Below are 12,377 nucleotides of genomic sequence, written 5' to 3' on the forward strand. Positions count from 1 at the left end.
CTTTCGTGCGGCGGCAGATAAGGGATACTTAAAAGGAGAGACAGATGCTGGAGGAATTTGAGGATTATCAGCGCGAAGAGCAGCAGCGCGGCGTTTTGGAGGCGGAGCTGGCGCCGGGCGAAACGCTTATCTGGCAGGGCGCGCCCCGCGGCCGGATCAGGGTGCGGGGCACCTGGCTTGTCCGCCTGTGTGGGATCATATGGCTGGCGTGCTGGCTCAGTGCGGCCCTTCCTCTCCTGGCGGCGGTCGTGTTCTTGGGCGAACTGATGGGGCTCGTCTTTCTTTTGTTCACGCTGCCCTGGGGGGCGCTCGGCCTGTGGATGGCATACCTGAACCCGGCCCGGCAGCGCACCCGGATAGAGAGTTCCGTGTATGCGGTCACCGACCAGCGGGCAATGATCGTGACCACCCGTCCCGACCGGGTGGTGCGCTCGCTGCCTCTGGGGGCGGTGCGCGCGCTGAAAAAACGGATGGGAGGCGACGGCAGGGGAGAGCTGTATTTCGATGCGCCCCGCGCCAGTTACGACGGACCGCGGCGCCGCGAACTCTTTGTCTTTTACGGCATCGACGCCGACGCGGCCCAGAGCGCGGTACAGCAGCAGATGGCTGAGCTGAGAAAGGAGGGGGACGGCAATGGCGCTTGATGCGGCGACGCTCGCCCTCACGGCGGGGGAACTGGACGCGCGGCTGACGGGGGCCCGGATCGACAAGATCTTCCAGCCCACCCGGGACGAGGTGGTGCTGATGATGCGCAGCCGCGCCGGGGGGGCCAAGCTGCTGCTGTCGGCCCGCAGCGGGGCCGCGCGCATCGGCATCACCACCGAAAGCTTTGAAAACCCGCAGGTGCCGCCCTCTTTCTGCATGCTGCTGCGCAAATACCTCTCCGGCGGCCGCCTGGACCACGTGCGCGCGGAAAAAGGGGAGCGGCTGGTCTTTTTTGATTTCACCTGCACCAGCGAGATGGGGGATCAGGTGCCCGTCACCCTGGCGGCCGAGCTGATGGGCCGGTATGCCAATATCGTGGTGGTCAACGGGGAGCGGAGGGTCGTCGACGCCCTCAAGCGGGTGGACCTGGACGCTTCCGCGGTGCGGCCGCTGCTGCCCGGGCTGGCGTATACGCTGCCGCCCCGGCAGGACAAGCCGGACTTTTTTGAGGCCGGGGAGGAGGAGTTCCTGCAGAGGACCTTTTCTTTCGATGCCCCGGCAGGGGACGCGGTGATGAAAGCGGTCAGCGGCATCGGCCCGGCCGTCTGCCGTGAGATCGCCTATCGCGCCCTGGGCGAGGGCCGCTTTTTTACCGGGGAGCTCGATGCGGGGCAAAGACAGGCCCTGGCCCGCGCTGCGGCGGAGGTCCGCGCCGCGTTCGCCGCGGGCGGCCAGCCGACCGTGGTGGTGGACGAGACCGGCAAGCCGGTGGAGTACAGTTTCATCCCCCTCACCCAGTACCAGCCCCGCTGTGAGCTGCGCCCCTGCGAGAGCTATTGCGGTATGCTGGAGTCCTATTATGCCGCCAAGGATCAGGCGGAGCGGCTGCGGCAGAAAAGCCGCAATCTGGGCAAGACGGTGCAGAACCTCTGCGAGCGGGCAAAGCGCAAACAGGCGGCCCGCCTGGAAGAGCAGGCGGCCACCGAGAAAGCCGACCACCTGCGCGTCTGGGGCGAGCTGCTGCAGGCAAACCTCTATGCGGTGCAGCGCGGCGCGCGGGAGGTCACGGTGGAGAACTATTACGACGGCACCCAGGTCTCCATCCCGCTGGATGTGCGGCTCTCGCCGTCCGCCAACGCGCAGAAGTACTTTAAAGAATACAAGAAGAAGCAGACCGCCGCGCGGATGCTGAAAAAGCTGCTGGCGGACGGCCAGCGGGAGATCGACTATCTGGAGACGGTCCTCTACGAGGTGGGGCAGGCCGGCGGGGAGGCCGCGCTGGCGGAGATCCGCGCCGAGCTGAAAGCGGGCGGCTATCTGAAGAATGACCGCCGCAAGGAAAAAAAGCAGAAGCCCGCGGATTTCCTGCGCTATACCTCATCGGACGGGTTTGAGATCCTGGTGGGGCGCAACAATGCCCAGAACGACAGGCTGACCCTGCACACTGCCCGCGGCCGGGACCTCTGGTTCCACGTCAAGGACGCGCCGGGCAGCCACACGGTGGTCCTCTCCGGCGGCCGGGAGATCCCGCTCTCCACCCAGAACGAGGCGGCCATGCTGGCGGTGTTCCACTCCAGCCAGGCGGCCTCGGCAAAGGTGCCGGTGGATCTTACCGAGGTGCGCAATATCCGCAAGACCGGCGACCTGAAGCCGGGGATGGTGCTGTATGAGAAGTACGAGACCGCCTATGTCACCCCCGACCCGCAGGTGCTGGAAAAGCTTGGGGCGGGCAGGTGACCGCCTGCCGGGCCCCCTTTCCGGGGCGCGGCCGCGCGGCGGAAAAAGCCGCCGCCCGCCTGCCGCTGCTGCGGCGTGTGCGCCCCCGAACGGATTTGTGCAGCCTTACAAAATTTTGCAAAAAAATTCTAAGTTTTTTTCAAAAACCCCTTGCATCGCAGGGGGTTTTATTGTATTATGATTAGGCGACTGCGAGGGCTCTGCACCCTGTGCAGAGCTGCGATATGCGTTGACGCGGGAGGTTGCCACGTTTTTCGTGGGTTTTTCCGCCGAGTATGTCCGATCCAGAACCGGGCGAAAAAATACGGATGGCAAAGGGATATGGCCCCTTTCGGGACCCAATTTCCACGAACTTTGCGTGATGTGTGTCCGGGGGAACTGCGTTTTGCGGTTCACCGGCTTTCTTCATGCAAAAGCGTGAAACACCCGGCGCGGTGTTCCGTATTTATCGAACCGCCAGGCAAAATTTTAAGGAGGCGATTTCATGGCAGTCAAGGAGAAAATCAGGATCCGTTTGAAGAGCTACGATCACCAGCTGATCGACGCTGCCGCAGAGAAGATCGTGGAGACCGCGCGCCGCACCGGCGCCCGCGTTTCCGGCCCGATCCCCCTGCCCACCGACAAAGAGGTTGTCACCATCCTCCGCGCGGTGCACAAGTACAAGGACAGCCGAGAGCAGTTCGAGATGCGCACCCACAAGCGCCTGATCGATATCCTGAAGCCGTCCAACAAGACGGTCGAGGCTCTCACCAGCCTGCAGCTCCCCGCCGGCGTCGACATCGAGATCAAGCTGTAAGATACTTATTAAAGTAGATGCGGCGATCTCGGTAAAGACCAGCGGAGAGGTCATGTTGAGGGCGGCAGCCCCCAACCAATAACCACTTTAGGAGGCAAACAACATGCAAAAAGGTATTATCGGCAAGAAGCTGGGCATGACGCAGCTCTTCGATGAGAACGGCAAAGTCGTGCCGGTCACCATCATCGAGGCGGGTCCCTGCGTCGTGGTGCAGAAGAAGACCGTCGAGAGCGACGGCTATCAGGCTGTGCAGCTTGGCTACGGCGATATTTCCGCCAAGAAGGTCACCAAGCCCGCCAAGGGCCACTTCGACAAGGCGGACGTCGCCCCCAAAAAGACCCTGCGCGAGTTCCGTATTGACGACATCTCCGGCCTGGCGGTCGGCGACATCGTCAAGGCCGACGCCTTCGCGGCCGGCGACCACATCGACGTGGTCGGCATCAGCAAGGGCAAGGGCTACGCGGGCACCATCAAACGGTTCAACGGCCACCGCCTGCGCGAGAGCCACGGCACCGGCCCGGTCTCGCGCCACGCCGGTTCCAACGGTTCCACCAGCACCCCGTCCCGTGTGTTCAAGGGCAAAAAGCTGCCCGGCCACCTGGGCGCGGAGCGGGTCACCATCCAGAACCTGACCGTTGTCAAGATCGATGCGGAAAATAATCTTATTGCTATCAAGGGTGCGGTCCCCGGTGCCAAGGGCAGCGTGGTCACCATCCATGACAGCGTTAAGGCGTAAAGGAGGGAAAGCAAAATGGCGAAATTTGATGTTTTGGATATGTCCGGCAAGAAAGTTTCCACGATCGAGCTTTCCGACGCCATCTTCGGTATCCAGCCCAACGAGCGGGTCATGCACGCGGCTGTGGTGAACTTCCTGGCCAACCAGCGCCAGGGCACCCAGAGCACCAAGACCCGCAGCGAGGTTTCCGGCGGCGGCCGCAAGCCGTGGCGCCAGAAGGGCACCGGCCGCGCCCGTCAGGGCTCGACCCGCTCCCCGCAGTGGACCCACGGCGGCGTCGCGCTCGGCCCCAAGCCGCGCGATTACAGCTACACCCTGAACAAAAAGGTCAAGCGCCTTGCCATGTTCAGCGCCCTGTCGGCCAAGGCGGCCAGCGGCGATGTGATCGTGGTGGAAAAGTTTGACTGCCCCGAGTTCAAGACCAAGACCATGGTCAACATGCTGAACGCGGTCGGCGCCACCGGCAAGAGCCTGGTCGTCGCGCCCGAGGTCGACAAAAAGGTCGTCAAGAGCGCCGCCAACATCCCCGGCGTCAAGACCACCCTTGCCACCGCGCTGAATGTCTATGACATCCTGAACGCAGGCAAGTTCGTCATCAGCGTAGATGCCGCGAAAAAGCTTGAGGAGGTATTTGCGTAATGAAGGTTGCAGCACAGGATATCATCCTTGCCCCGGTCATCACCGAGAACTCGATGGCCGGCATGCAGAACAGAAAATACACCTTTAAGGTGGCCACCAACGCCACCAAGATCGACGTCGCGCGGGCCTGCGAAGAGCTGTTCGGCGTGAAAGTCGCAAAGGTCAACACCATCAATGTGCGCGGCCGTTATCGCCGCCAGGGCATGCACGCCGGCTTTACCGCCGCCTCCAAAAAGGCGATCGTCACCCTGAAGCCGGACTCGAAGACCATCGCGTTCTTCGACAGCATGCTGTAAAAAGAGCGCACGCTCCCCTGCGGGAGCGGGACGGGCGCCTGCGCCCGGCAGCCTCTTTCCCGCCGCCGGACCGGTTTTCCTTTCACGGGCGGCGGGACGTGATCCCGGGAGGGGTCAGCTATGGAGATATGACTCCGATAAGAATTTCATAAGAAAGAGAGATAACAATGGCCATTAAAAAGTACAAACCGACTACTCCGGGCCGCCGTGGCATGACGGTCACCGATTACTCGGTCCTTTCCAAGGTCGAGCCCGAGCGGAGCCTGCTCGAGCCGATGAAGCACAACAGCGGCCGCAATAACACCGGCCGCATCACCGTGCGCCATCACGGCGGCGGCAACCGCACCAAGTACCGCGTGGTGGACTTCAAGCGCAACAAGTTCGACGTCCCCGCGACGGTCAAGACCCTCGAGTACGACCCCAACCGCTCGGCCCACATCGCCCTGATCCAGTATGAGGACGGCGTGAAGAGCTACATCATCGCCGCCGAGGGCCTCAAGGTGGGCGACACCGTCATGAACGGCCCCAACGCCGACATCAAGCCGGGCAACTGCCTGCCTTTCTCGGCCATCCCCGTGGGCACCGTCATCCACAACATCGAGCTGTATCCCGGCAAGGGCGCGCAGCTGGTGCGCTCGGCCGGCAACATGGCCCAGCTGATGGCGAAAGAGAACGGCTACGCCCTGGTGCGCCTGCCCTCCGGCGAGATGCGCAACGTCCCGCTGAACTGCGTGGCCAGCATCGGCCAGGTCGGCAATATCGACCATGAGAACGTCAACTACGGCAAGGCCGGCCGCAAGCGTCACATGGGCTGGCGTCCCGCCGTCCGCGGCAGCGTCATGAACCCCTGCGACCACCCGCACGGCGGCGGCGAGGGCAAGAGCCCTGTGGGCCGTCCCAGCCCGGTCACCCCGTGGGGCAAGCCCACCATGGGTTACAAGACCCGCAAACATCACAACCGTTCTGACAAGTTCATTGTCAAACGCGCCAACGGTTAAGGAGAGGAGAGAGCAACATGGGTAGAAGTATTAAAAAGGGACCTTTCGTACAGCCCGCACTGCTGAAGCGCGTCAAAGAGATGAACGCTTCCGGCGAGAAGCGTGTGCTCAAGACCTGGAGCCGCTCCTCTACGATCTTCCCGCAGTTCGTCGGCCACACCTTCGCGGTGCATGACGGCCGCAAGCATGTGCCCGTCTATGTGACGGAGGACATGGTGGGCCACAAGTTGGGCGAGTTCGCCCCCACCCGCACCTTTAAGGGCCATGCGGGCGCCAAAACTACGAGGTAAGAGGAGGATTCACAAGATGGAAGCAAGGGCAAAACTGAGCTATGCCCGCATTGCGCCGCGCAAAGTCTCGATCGTGCTGGACCTGATCCGCAACCAGCCGCTGGACAAGGCGCTCGCCATTCTGCAGTATACACCGAAGGCCGCCTCTGAGCTCCTTTACAAACTGGTGAAATCTGCCGCGGCGAATGCGGAGAACAACTTCAACATGGACAAGAACAGCCTGTATGTGGCAGAGTGCTACGTTACCCCCGGCCCCACCCTGAAAAGGGTCATGCCCCGCGCACAGGGCCGCGCGTACAGAATACTCAAGAGGACCAGCCACATCACCGTGGTTCTCAAAGAGATGGAAGGGTAAGGAGGGTAACAGAGTATGGGTCAGAAAGTCAATCCGCACGGTTTCCGCGTCGGCGTCATCAAGGATTGGGACAGCCGCTGGTTCACCGGCAAAAAAGAATTCGGCGACACCCTCGTTGAAGACCATAAGATCCGCACCGTGCTGAAAAAGCAGCTCTACGCTGCCGGCGTCCCCCGCATCGAGATCGAGCGCGACGCCCAGAAGGTCAAAGTCAACATCCACTGCTCCAAGCCCGGCATGGTCATCGGCCGCGGCGGCAGCGAGATCGACAAGCTGCGCCTGCAGATCGAGAAGATGATCGGCAAGCCGGTCGTGGTCAATATCGTTGAGATCCGCACCCCGGACCTGAACGCGCAGCTGGTGGCCGAGAACGTCGCCTCCCAGCTGGAGCGCCGCATCGCTTTCCGCCGCGCGATGAAACAGTGCATCGGCCGCACCATGCGCATGGGCGCCAAGGGCATCAAGATCAGCGTCGGCGGCCGCCTGGGCGGCGCGGACATCGCCCGCACCGAGCACTATCACGAGGGCACCATCCCCCTGCAGACCCTGCGCGCCGACATCGACTACGGCTTTACCGAGGCGAACACCACCTACGGCAAGATCGGCGTCAAGGTCTGGATCTACAAGGGCGAAGTGCTCAAAGGCGCGAAACCTCGCAAAGAAGGAGGCAGCAAGTAATGCTTTTACCCAAGCGTGTCAAATACCGCCGTCAGCAGCGCGGCCGCATGAAAGGCAAAGCAATGCGCGGCAATAAGGTCAACCAGGGCGAGTACGGCCTGCAGGCTCTTGAGCCGGCGTGGATCACCTCCAACCAGATCGAGGCCGCCCGTATCGCGCTGACCCGCTATATCAAGCGCGGCGGCCAGGTGTGGATCAAGATCTTCCCGGATAAGCCGGTCACCGAAAAGCCCGCCGAGACCCGCATGGGCTCCGGCAAGGGCAGCCCCGAGTACTGGGTGGCCGTGGTCAAGCCCGGCCGCGTGCTGTTCGAGATCGCCGGCGTGTCCGAGGAGAACGCCCGCGAGGCCATGCGTCTGGCCGCGCACAAACTGCCCATCAAGTGCAAGTTTGTGAAAAGAGAAGATGAAGAGGAGGTTGCCAAGGCATGAAAGCGAACGAACTCACCAAGATGAGTGCGGCCGACCTGGACAAAAAGCTGGCCGAGCTGAAGGAAGAGCTGTTCAACCTGCGCTTTCAGCACACCATCAACCAACTCGACAACCCGCTTAGGATCAAGGCCGTCAAGCGTGACATCGCCCGCGTGAAAACCGCGCAGCGGATGCTCGCAGACAAGGCTGAATAAGAGAGGGAGGAGTTAAAGAATGGAAGAGCGCAATTTACGCAAGACCCGCGTGGGCACCGTCGTGTCCGACAAGATGGATAAGACCATCGTTGTGGCGATCGAGGACAACGTGAGCCACCCTCTCTATAAAAAGATCATCAAACGCACCGTCAAGTTCAAGGCCCACGATGAGAAAAACGAGGCCAAAGCCGGCGACCGCGTGAAGATCATGGAGACCCGCCCGCTGTCCAAGGACAAGCGCTGGAGACTGGTCGAGATCATTGAAAAGGCGAAATAACTGAAAGCTTTGAAAGGAGGACGCAACTGTGGTACAGATGCAAACCTATCTCAAAGTGGCCGACAACACCGGTGCGAAGGAACTCATGTGTATTCGTGTGCTGGGCGGTTCCCGAAAGAGATACGCTAATATTGGCGACGTGATCGTAGCTTCTGTCAAGAAGACTACCCCGGGCGGCGGCATGGTCAAAAAGGGCGAGGTCGTAAAGGCCGTTATCGTCCGCAGCAAAAAGGGCCTGCGCCGCGATGACGGCTCCTATATCCGCTTCGACGAGAATGCGGCCGTCATCATCAAAGAGGACAAAAACCCGAGAGGCACCCGTATCTTTGGACCGGTGGCCCGCGAACTGCGCGAGGCCGGCTATCTGAAGATCCTGAGCCTTGCCCCGGAATCGCTGTAAGGAGGTTTTAAAATGAGTAAAGTTCATGTTAAGACCGGCGATACCGTCATGATCATCAGCGGCAAGGACGCTGGGAAATCCGGCAAGGTATTGCAGGTCAGCCCCAAAGAGGGCAAGGTCATCGTTGAGGGCCTGAACATGGTCACCAAGCACGTCAAGCCCCGCCGCGAGGGCGAGCAGGGCGGCATCGTAAAGGCCGAGGGTGCGCTGTACGCGGCCAAGGTCATGCCGGTCTGCCCCAAGTGCGGCAAGGCCACCCGTGTGGGCCACATCGTGAACAACGGCAAAAAAGTGCGCGTCTGCAAAAAATGCGGCGCGGAATTTTAAGGGAGGAAGTTGACAGATGGCAAGATTAAAAGACAAATACGCCAGCGAGATCGCTCCCGCCCTGATGAGCAAATTCGGCTACAAGAGCGTGATGCAGATCCCCAAGCTCGACAAGGTCGTTATCAACTGCGGCTGCGGCGAAGCCCGTGACAACCCGAAGATCATGGACGCCGTCCTGGCCGACCTGGCCGCGATCACCGGACAGCATCCGGTCATCTGCAAGGCGAAAAAGTCGGTTGCAAACTTCAAGCTGCGCGAGGGCATGCCCATCGGCGCCAAGGTCACCCTGCGGGGCGACAAGATGTACGAGTTTGTCGACCGCCTGTTCAGCGTGGCCCTTCCCCGCGTGCGCGATTTCCGCGGCATCAACGGCGATTCCTTCGACGGCCGCGGCAACTATTCGCTGGGCATCAAGGAGCAGCTGATCTTCCCGGAGATCGACTACGACAAGATCGACGCGATCCGCGGCATGGACATCGTGTTTGTCACCACCGCGAAGACCGACGAGGAGGCCAAAGAGCTCATCCGTGCTCTGGGCGCTCCGTTCGCAAACTAAGGGAGGGGTTTCAATGGCTAAAACATCCATGAAAGTGCGGCAGAGCCGTGAGCCGAAATTTTCGACCCGTGGCTACAACCGCTGCAAGATCTGCGGCCGCCCTCACGCTTATCTGCGCAAGTACGGCGTGTGCCGTATCTGCTTCAGGGAACTGGCCTATAAGGGCGAGATCCCCGGCGTAAGGAAAGCAAGTTGGTAAACACTCTACGATAAAGGAGGTACATGGCATGCATATCACCGACCCCATCGCTGATTTGCTCACCCGTATTCGGAATGCCAGCACTGCAAAACACTCTACAGTAGATGTACCGGCTTCCAACATGAAAAAGGCGATCTGCCAGATCCTGTTGGACGAGGGCTACATCAAAGGCATGCAGGTAAAAGAAGACGACAAGCAGGGCGTGATCACCGTCACCCTGAAGTACGGCGAGAACAACACCCCGGCCATCACCGGGCTGCGCCGGGTATCCAAGCCCGGTCTGCGCATCTACAAGAACTGTGAGGAACTGCCCAAGGTCATGAAAGGCCTTGGTACCGCGATCATTTCCACATCCAAAGGCGTTATGACCGACCGGGCCGCGCGCGCAGCACACTGCGGCGGCGAAGTCCTCGCCTTTATCTGGTAAGGGGGTGCAAGACAATGTCGAGAATTGGAAGAAAACCCATCGTCATTCCCGCGGGCGTCGAGGTCACGATCACCGGCAGCGACGTTACCGTCAAGGGCCCCAAGGGCACGCTGCATTCCACTTTTCACCCGATGATGAAGATCGAAAAGCAGGGTGAAGAGATCGTCGTGACCCGCCCCAACGATGAAAAAGAGGCTCGCTCTCTGCACGGCCTGACCCGGACCCTGGTCAACAACATGGTCGAGGGCGTCTCCAAGGGCTTCACCAAAGAGCTGGAGATCCAGGGCGTTGGTTACCGTGCCGCGAAGCAGGGGAAAGACCTGGTCATGAACCTGGGTTATTCCCACCAGGTCGTCATCTCTGAAGAGGGCGACATCACCATAGAGGTACCCGATCCCAACAAGATCGTCATCCATGGCATCGATAAACAGCATGTCGGCCAGTTCGCCGCGCAGGTGCGCGAGAAGCGTCCGCCCGAGCCGTATAAGGGCAAGGGCATCCGCTACGTCGGCGAGTATGTCGCTCATAAAGAGGGCAAGGCCGGCAAGGGCGCAAAATAAACGAAGGAGTGAATTAAGATGGTCAATAAGCCGAACAAAAACGAAGCCCGTCTTCGTCGCCATCGCCGCGTCCGCGGTAAGATCAGTGGCACAGCATCTTGTCCTCGCCTCGATGTTTTCCGCTCTAACGCGCACATCTATGCCCAGATCATCGACGACGTCGCCGGCGTGACCCTGGCAGCAGCGTCCAGCATGGACAAGGGCTTCGAGGGCACCGGCAGCAATATCGAGGCGGCCAAAAAGGTCGGCCTTGCGATCGCGAAAGCAGCTAAAGCGAAGGGCATCGACCAAGTCGTGTTCGACCGCGGCGGCTACATCTACCACGGCCGCGTGAAAGCGGTGGCCGAGGGCGCCCGTGAGGGCGGCCTTGAGCTGTAAAGCAGGAGGGATACAACAGTGGCATTTGATAGAAGACAGAATCCCGATAGAAGACAGAATCCTGCGGATCAGGAGTATCAGGAGAAAGTAGTCGCGATCAACCGCGTTTCCAAAACCGTCAAGGGCGGCCGCGTGATGAAATTCTCCGCTCTGGTCGTCGTGGGCGACGGCAAGGGCAAGATCGGCTATGGTCTTGGCAAAGCTGCCGAGGTCCCCGAAGCCATCCGCAAGGGTCTTGAGGACGCTAAGAAAAACATGTTCACCGTCTCGCTGAAAGGCACCACCATCCCGCATGAGGTGCTGGGCGCTTTCGGCGCGGGCCGCGTGATCCTGCGCCCCGCAGCAGCCGGTACCGGCCTGATCGCCGGCGGCCCGGTGCGCGCGGTGCTGGAGGTCGCGGGCATCCGCGATATCCGTACCAAGTGCGTGCGCTCCAACAATCCCTGCAACGTGGTCATCGCCACCTGCAACGGTTTGAAGAGCCTGCGCACCGCAGAACAGGTCGCCGCCACCCGCGGCAAGACCGTCAAAGAGATTTTAGGTTAAGGAGGCTTTGAGCATGGCAGAAGAGAAAGTGACCGCCGTGGCCGAAGAGGCCGTGGCTGAAAAGGCGCCTGCGAAGAAGGCTGCCCCCAAGAAGGAAGCCGCCGAGAAGGCCCCCGCCAAGAAGCCCGCTGCCAAAAAGGCCGCCCCCAAGAAGGACGCCGCCGAAAAGGCGCCGGCAAAGAAACCGGCTGCGAAAAAGGCCGCTGAAAAGGCGGAGAGCGCCCCCGCAGCGGAGAAAGCACCCGCCAAAAAGCGCGCCGCGAAATCCGCAGCCGCAGGCACCGTCACCGTCAAGCTGGTGCGCAGCCTGTCCGGCCGCAAGAAAGATCAGATCGCGACCGCCTACTCGCTGGGCCTACGCCGTGTGGGCCATGTCAGCATGCAGCCCGACAACGCGGCCACCCGCGGCAAGATCAACAAGATTTCCCACCTCGTCGAGGTGTGCAACGCGTAAAAGCAAGGAGGTGTACTACTATGATGCTCCACGAACTGAAACCCGCTGAGGGCGCCAGCAAGGCTGCCAAGCGCAAGGGCCGGGGCGCGGCTTCCGGCAACGGCAAGACCGCCGGCTACGGCCACAAGGGCCAGAAAGCCCGGTCCGGCGTGAAAAAAGCGGGCTTTGAGGGCGGCCAGATGCCCCTGCAGCGCCGTCTGCCCAAACGCGGCTTCAACAACATTTTCGCTACCGTTTACACCACCGTCAAGGTCAGCGACCTCAACCGTTTTGAGGACGGCGCCGTGGTCGATACCGCCGCGCTGCTGAAGTCCGGCCTGATCAAAAAGGTGAACGACGGCGTCAAGGTTCTCGGCAACGGCGAGCTGACCCGCAAGCTCACCGTCGAGGCCGCTGCTTTCACTGCCTCCGCAAAGGAGAAGATCGAGAAGGCCGGCGGAAAGGCCGAGGTGAAATAA

The 12,377-nt window shown here is 61.1% G+C and carries 23 protein-coding genes; all 23 read left to right on the forward strand.

Going from position 1 to position 12,377, the window contains the following annotated elements; genetic code table 11:
• Positions 1-44: 44 nt before the first annotated feature.
• Positions 45-644: a hypothetical protein gene (locus H8S23_RS07325; protein WP_186887676.1), complete on the forward strand. Its 600-nt coding sequence runs from the start codon at positions 45-47 to the stop codon at positions 642-644.
• Positions 634-2,382, forward strand: coding sequence for an Rqc2 family fibronectin-binding protein (locus tag H8S23_RS07330; protein WP_186887677.1), 1,749 nt, complete (start codon positions 634-636; stop codon positions 2,380-2,382). The genes H8S23_RS07325 and H8S23_RS07330 overlap by 11 nt, the downstream gene beginning before the upstream one ends.
• A 484-nt stretch (positions 2,383-2,866) precedes the next feature.
• Complete coding sequence (gene rpsJ, locus H8S23_RS07335; protein WP_186887678.1) at positions 2,867-3,178, forward strand: 30S ribosomal protein S10; 312 nt, start codon at positions 2,867-2,869, stop codon at positions 3,176-3,178.
• Positions 3,179-3,281: 103 nt separating this feature from the next.
• Entirely contained in the window at positions 3,282-3,914 is a 633-nt protein-coding gene (gene rplC / locus H8S23_RS07340; protein ID WP_186887679.1) for a 50S ribosomal protein L3, read from the forward strand.
• A gap of 15 nt (positions 3,915-3,929) precedes the next feature.
• Positions 3,930-4,553: a 50S ribosomal protein L4 gene (gene rplD, locus H8S23_RS07345; protein WP_186887680.1), complete on the forward strand. Its 624-nt coding sequence runs from the start codon at positions 3,930-3,932 to the stop codon at positions 4,551-4,553.
• The gene (gene rplW, locus H8S23_RS07350; RefSeq protein ID WP_186887681.1) at positions 4,553-4,849 is read left to right on the forward strand and encodes a 50S ribosomal protein L23; all 297 of its coding nucleotides are present in this window, start codon (positions 4,553-4,555) and stop codon (positions 4,847-4,849) included. Before rplD ends, rplW begins: the two co-directional genes overlap by 1 nt.
• A 167-nt stretch (positions 4,850-5,016) precedes the next feature.
• Positions 5,017-5,847, forward strand: coding sequence for a 50S ribosomal protein L2 (rplB, locus tag H8S23_RS07355; protein ID WP_186887682.1), 831 nt, complete (start codon positions 5,017-5,019; stop codon positions 5,845-5,847).
• Positions 5,848-5,864: 17 nt separating this feature from the next.
• The gene (gene rpsS, locus H8S23_RS07360; RefSeq protein WP_186887683.1) at positions 5,865-6,137 is read left to right on the forward strand and encodes a 30S ribosomal protein S19; all 273 of its coding nucleotides are present in this window, start codon (positions 5,865-5,867) and stop codon (positions 6,135-6,137) included.
• Positions 6,138-6,153: 16 nt separating this feature from the next.
• On the forward strand, positions 6,154-6,492 hold the full coding sequence (gene rplV, locus H8S23_RS07365) for a 50S ribosomal protein L22 (protein WP_186887684.1): 339 nt from the start codon (positions 6,154-6,156) through the stop codon (positions 6,490-6,492).
• 15 nt (positions 6,493-6,507) lie between these two features.
• Complete coding sequence (gene rpsC / locus H8S23_RS07370; RefSeq protein WP_186887685.1) at positions 6,508-7,170, forward strand: 30S ribosomal protein S3; 663 nt, start codon at positions 6,508-6,510, stop codon at positions 7,168-7,170.
• The gene (gene rplP, locus H8S23_RS07375) at positions 7,170-7,601 is read left to right on the forward strand and encodes a 50S ribosomal protein L16 (RefSeq protein ID WP_186887686.1); all 432 of its coding nucleotides are present in this window, start codon (positions 7,170-7,172) and stop codon (positions 7,599-7,601) included. Before rpsC ends, rplP begins: the two co-directional genes overlap by 1 nt.
• Positions 7,598-7,795: a 50S ribosomal protein L29 gene (rpmC, locus tag H8S23_RS07380; RefSeq protein WP_186887687.1), complete on the forward strand. Its 198-nt coding sequence runs from the start codon at positions 7,598-7,600 to the stop codon at positions 7,793-7,795. Before rplP ends, rpmC begins: the two co-directional genes overlap by 4 nt.
• Positions 7,796-7,814: 19 nt before the next feature.
• Positions 7,815-8,072, forward strand: coding sequence for a 30S ribosomal protein S17 (rpsQ, locus tag H8S23_RS07385; RefSeq protein ID WP_186887688.1), 258 nt, complete (start codon positions 7,815-7,817; stop codon positions 8,070-8,072).
• 37 nt (positions 8,073-8,109) lie between these two features.
• Positions 8,110-8,472 (forward strand): 50S ribosomal protein L14, encoded by a 363-nt coding sequence (gene rplN, locus H8S23_RS07390; protein WP_207721128.1) that lies wholly within the window; start codon positions 8,110-8,112, stop codon positions 8,470-8,472.
• A 12-nt stretch (positions 8,473-8,484) separates the two neighbouring features.
• The gene (rplX, locus tag H8S23_RS07395; RefSeq protein WP_186887690.1) at positions 8,485-8,799 is read left to right on the forward strand and encodes a 50S ribosomal protein L24; all 315 of its coding nucleotides are present in this window, start codon (positions 8,485-8,487) and stop codon (positions 8,797-8,799) included.
• A 16-nt stretch (positions 8,800-8,815) separates the two neighbouring features.
• The gene (gene rplE, locus H8S23_RS07400) at positions 8,816-9,355 is read left to right on the forward strand and encodes a 50S ribosomal protein L5 (RefSeq protein ID WP_186887691.1); all 540 of its coding nucleotides are present in this window, start codon (positions 8,816-8,818) and stop codon (positions 9,353-9,355) included.
• A 13-nt stretch (positions 9,356-9,368) separates the two neighbouring features.
• Complete coding sequence (locus H8S23_RS07405; protein WP_186887692.1) at positions 9,369-9,554, forward strand: type Z 30S ribosomal protein S14; 186 nt, start codon at positions 9,369-9,371, stop codon at positions 9,552-9,554.
• A 28-nt stretch (positions 9,555-9,582) separates the two neighbouring features.
• Positions 9,583-9,981, forward strand: coding sequence for a 30S ribosomal protein S8 (rpsH, locus tag H8S23_RS07410; RefSeq protein WP_186887693.1), 399 nt, complete (start codon positions 9,583-9,585; stop codon positions 9,979-9,981).
• 14 nt (positions 9,982-9,995) lie between these two features.
• The gene (gene rplF, locus H8S23_RS07415; RefSeq protein ID WP_186887694.1) at positions 9,996-10,541 is read left to right on the forward strand and encodes a 50S ribosomal protein L6; all 546 of its coding nucleotides are present in this window, start codon (positions 9,996-9,998) and stop codon (positions 10,539-10,541) included.
• A gap of 18 nt (positions 10,542-10,559) precedes the next feature.
• Positions 10,560-10,919: a 50S ribosomal protein L18 gene (gene rplR, locus H8S23_RS07420; RefSeq protein ID WP_186887695.1), complete on the forward strand. Its 360-nt coding sequence runs from the start codon at positions 10,560-10,562 to the stop codon at positions 10,917-10,919.
• 18 nt (positions 10,920-10,937) lie between these two features.
• A complete protein-coding gene (gene rpsE / locus H8S23_RS07425) occupies positions 10,938-11,465 on the forward strand; it encodes a 30S ribosomal protein S5 (protein WP_186887696.1) in 528 nt (175 codons plus the stop codon).
• 295 nt (positions 11,466-11,760) lie between these two features.
• Entirely contained in the window at positions 11,761-11,919 is a 159-nt protein-coding gene (gene rpmD, locus H8S23_RS13960; RefSeq protein ID WP_243165952.1) for a 50S ribosomal protein L30, read from the forward strand.
• 20 nt (positions 11,920-11,939) lie between these two features.
• A complete protein-coding gene (rplO, locus tag H8S23_RS07435; RefSeq protein ID WP_186887698.1) occupies positions 11,940-12,377 on the forward strand; it encodes a 50S ribosomal protein L15 in 438 nt (145 codons plus the stop codon).

The sequence above is a fragment of the Anaerofilum hominis genome (assembly GCF_014287275.1).
Taxonomy (GTDB): domain Bacteria; phylum Bacillota; class Clostridia; order Oscillospirales; family Ruminococcaceae; genus Pygmaiobacter; species Pygmaiobacter hominis.

Coding starts and splice junctions, on each gene's coding strand:
- rplV (WP_186887684.1), top strand. CDS start 6,154: ATGGAAGCAAGGGCAAAACTGAGCTATGCCCGCATTGCGCCGCGCAAA.
- rplN (WP_207721128.1), top strand. CDS start 8,110: ATGCAAACCTATCTCAAAGTGGCCGACAACACCGGTGCGAAGGAACTC.
- rplD (WP_186887680.1), top strand. CDS start 3,930: ATGGCGAAATTTGATGTTTTGGATATGTCCGGCAAGAAAGTTTCCACG.
- rpsS (WP_186887683.1), top strand. CDS start 5,865: ATGGGTAGAAGTATTAAAAAGGGACCTTTCGTACAGCCCGCACTGCTG.
- rplF (WP_186887694.1), top strand. CDS start 9,996: ATGTCGAGAATTGGAAGAAAACCCATCGTCATTCCCGCGGGCGTCGAG.
- rpsJ (WP_186887678.1), top strand. CDS start 2,867: ATGGCAGTCAAGGAGAAAATCAGGATCCGTTTGAAGAGCTACGATCAC.
- rplR (WP_186887695.1), top strand. CDS start 10,560: ATGGTCAATAAGCCGAACAAAAACGAAGCCCGTCTTCGTCGCCATCGC.
- H8S23_RS07405 (WP_186887692.1), top strand. CDS start 9,369: ATGGCTAAAACATCCATGAAAGTGCGGCAGAGCCGTGAGCCGAAATTT.
- rpmC (WP_186887687.1), top strand. CDS start 7,598: ATGAAAGCGAACGAACTCACCAAGATGAGTGCGGCCGACCTGGACAAA.
- rpsH (WP_186887693.1), top strand. CDS start 9,583: ATGCATATCACCGACCCCATCGCTGATTTGCTCACCCGTATTCGGAAT.
- rpsQ (WP_186887688.1), top strand. CDS start 7,815: ATGGAAGAGCGCAATTTACGCAAGACCCGCGTGGGCACCGTCGTGTCC.
- rplX (WP_186887690.1), top strand. CDS start 8,485: ATGAGTAAAGTTCATGTTAAGACCGGCGATACCGTCATGATCATCAGC.
- rpsC (WP_186887685.1), top strand. CDS start 6,508: ATGGGTCAGAAAGTCAATCCGCACGGTTTCCGCGTCGGCGTCATCAAG.
- rplW (WP_186887681.1), top strand. CDS start 4,553: ATGAAGGTTGCAGCACAGGATATCATCCTTGCCCCGGTCATCACCGAG.
- rplP (WP_186887686.1), top strand. CDS start 7,170: ATGCTTTTACCCAAGCGTGTCAAATACCGCCGTCAGCAGCGCGGCCGC.
- rplE (WP_186887691.1), top strand. CDS start 8,816: ATGGCAAGATTAAAAGACAAATACGCCAGCGAGATCGCTCCCGCCCTG.
- rplC (WP_186887679.1), top strand. CDS start 3,282: ATGCAAAAAGGTATTATCGGCAAGAAGCTGGGCATGACGCAGCTCTTC.
- H8S23_RS07330 (WP_186887677.1), top strand. CDS start 634: ATGGCGCTTGATGCGGCGACGCTCGCCCTCACGGCGGGGGAACTGGAC.
- rplB (WP_186887682.1), top strand. CDS start 5,017: ATGGCCATTAAAAAGTACAAACCGACTACTCCGGGCCGCCGTGGCATG.
- rplO (WP_186887698.1), top strand. CDS start 11,940: ATGATGCTCCACGAACTGAAACCCGCTGAGGGCGCCAGCAAGGCTGCC.
- H8S23_RS07325 (WP_186887676.1), top strand. CDS start 45: ATGCTGGAGGAATTTGAGGATTATCAGCGCGAAGAGCAGCAGCGCGGC.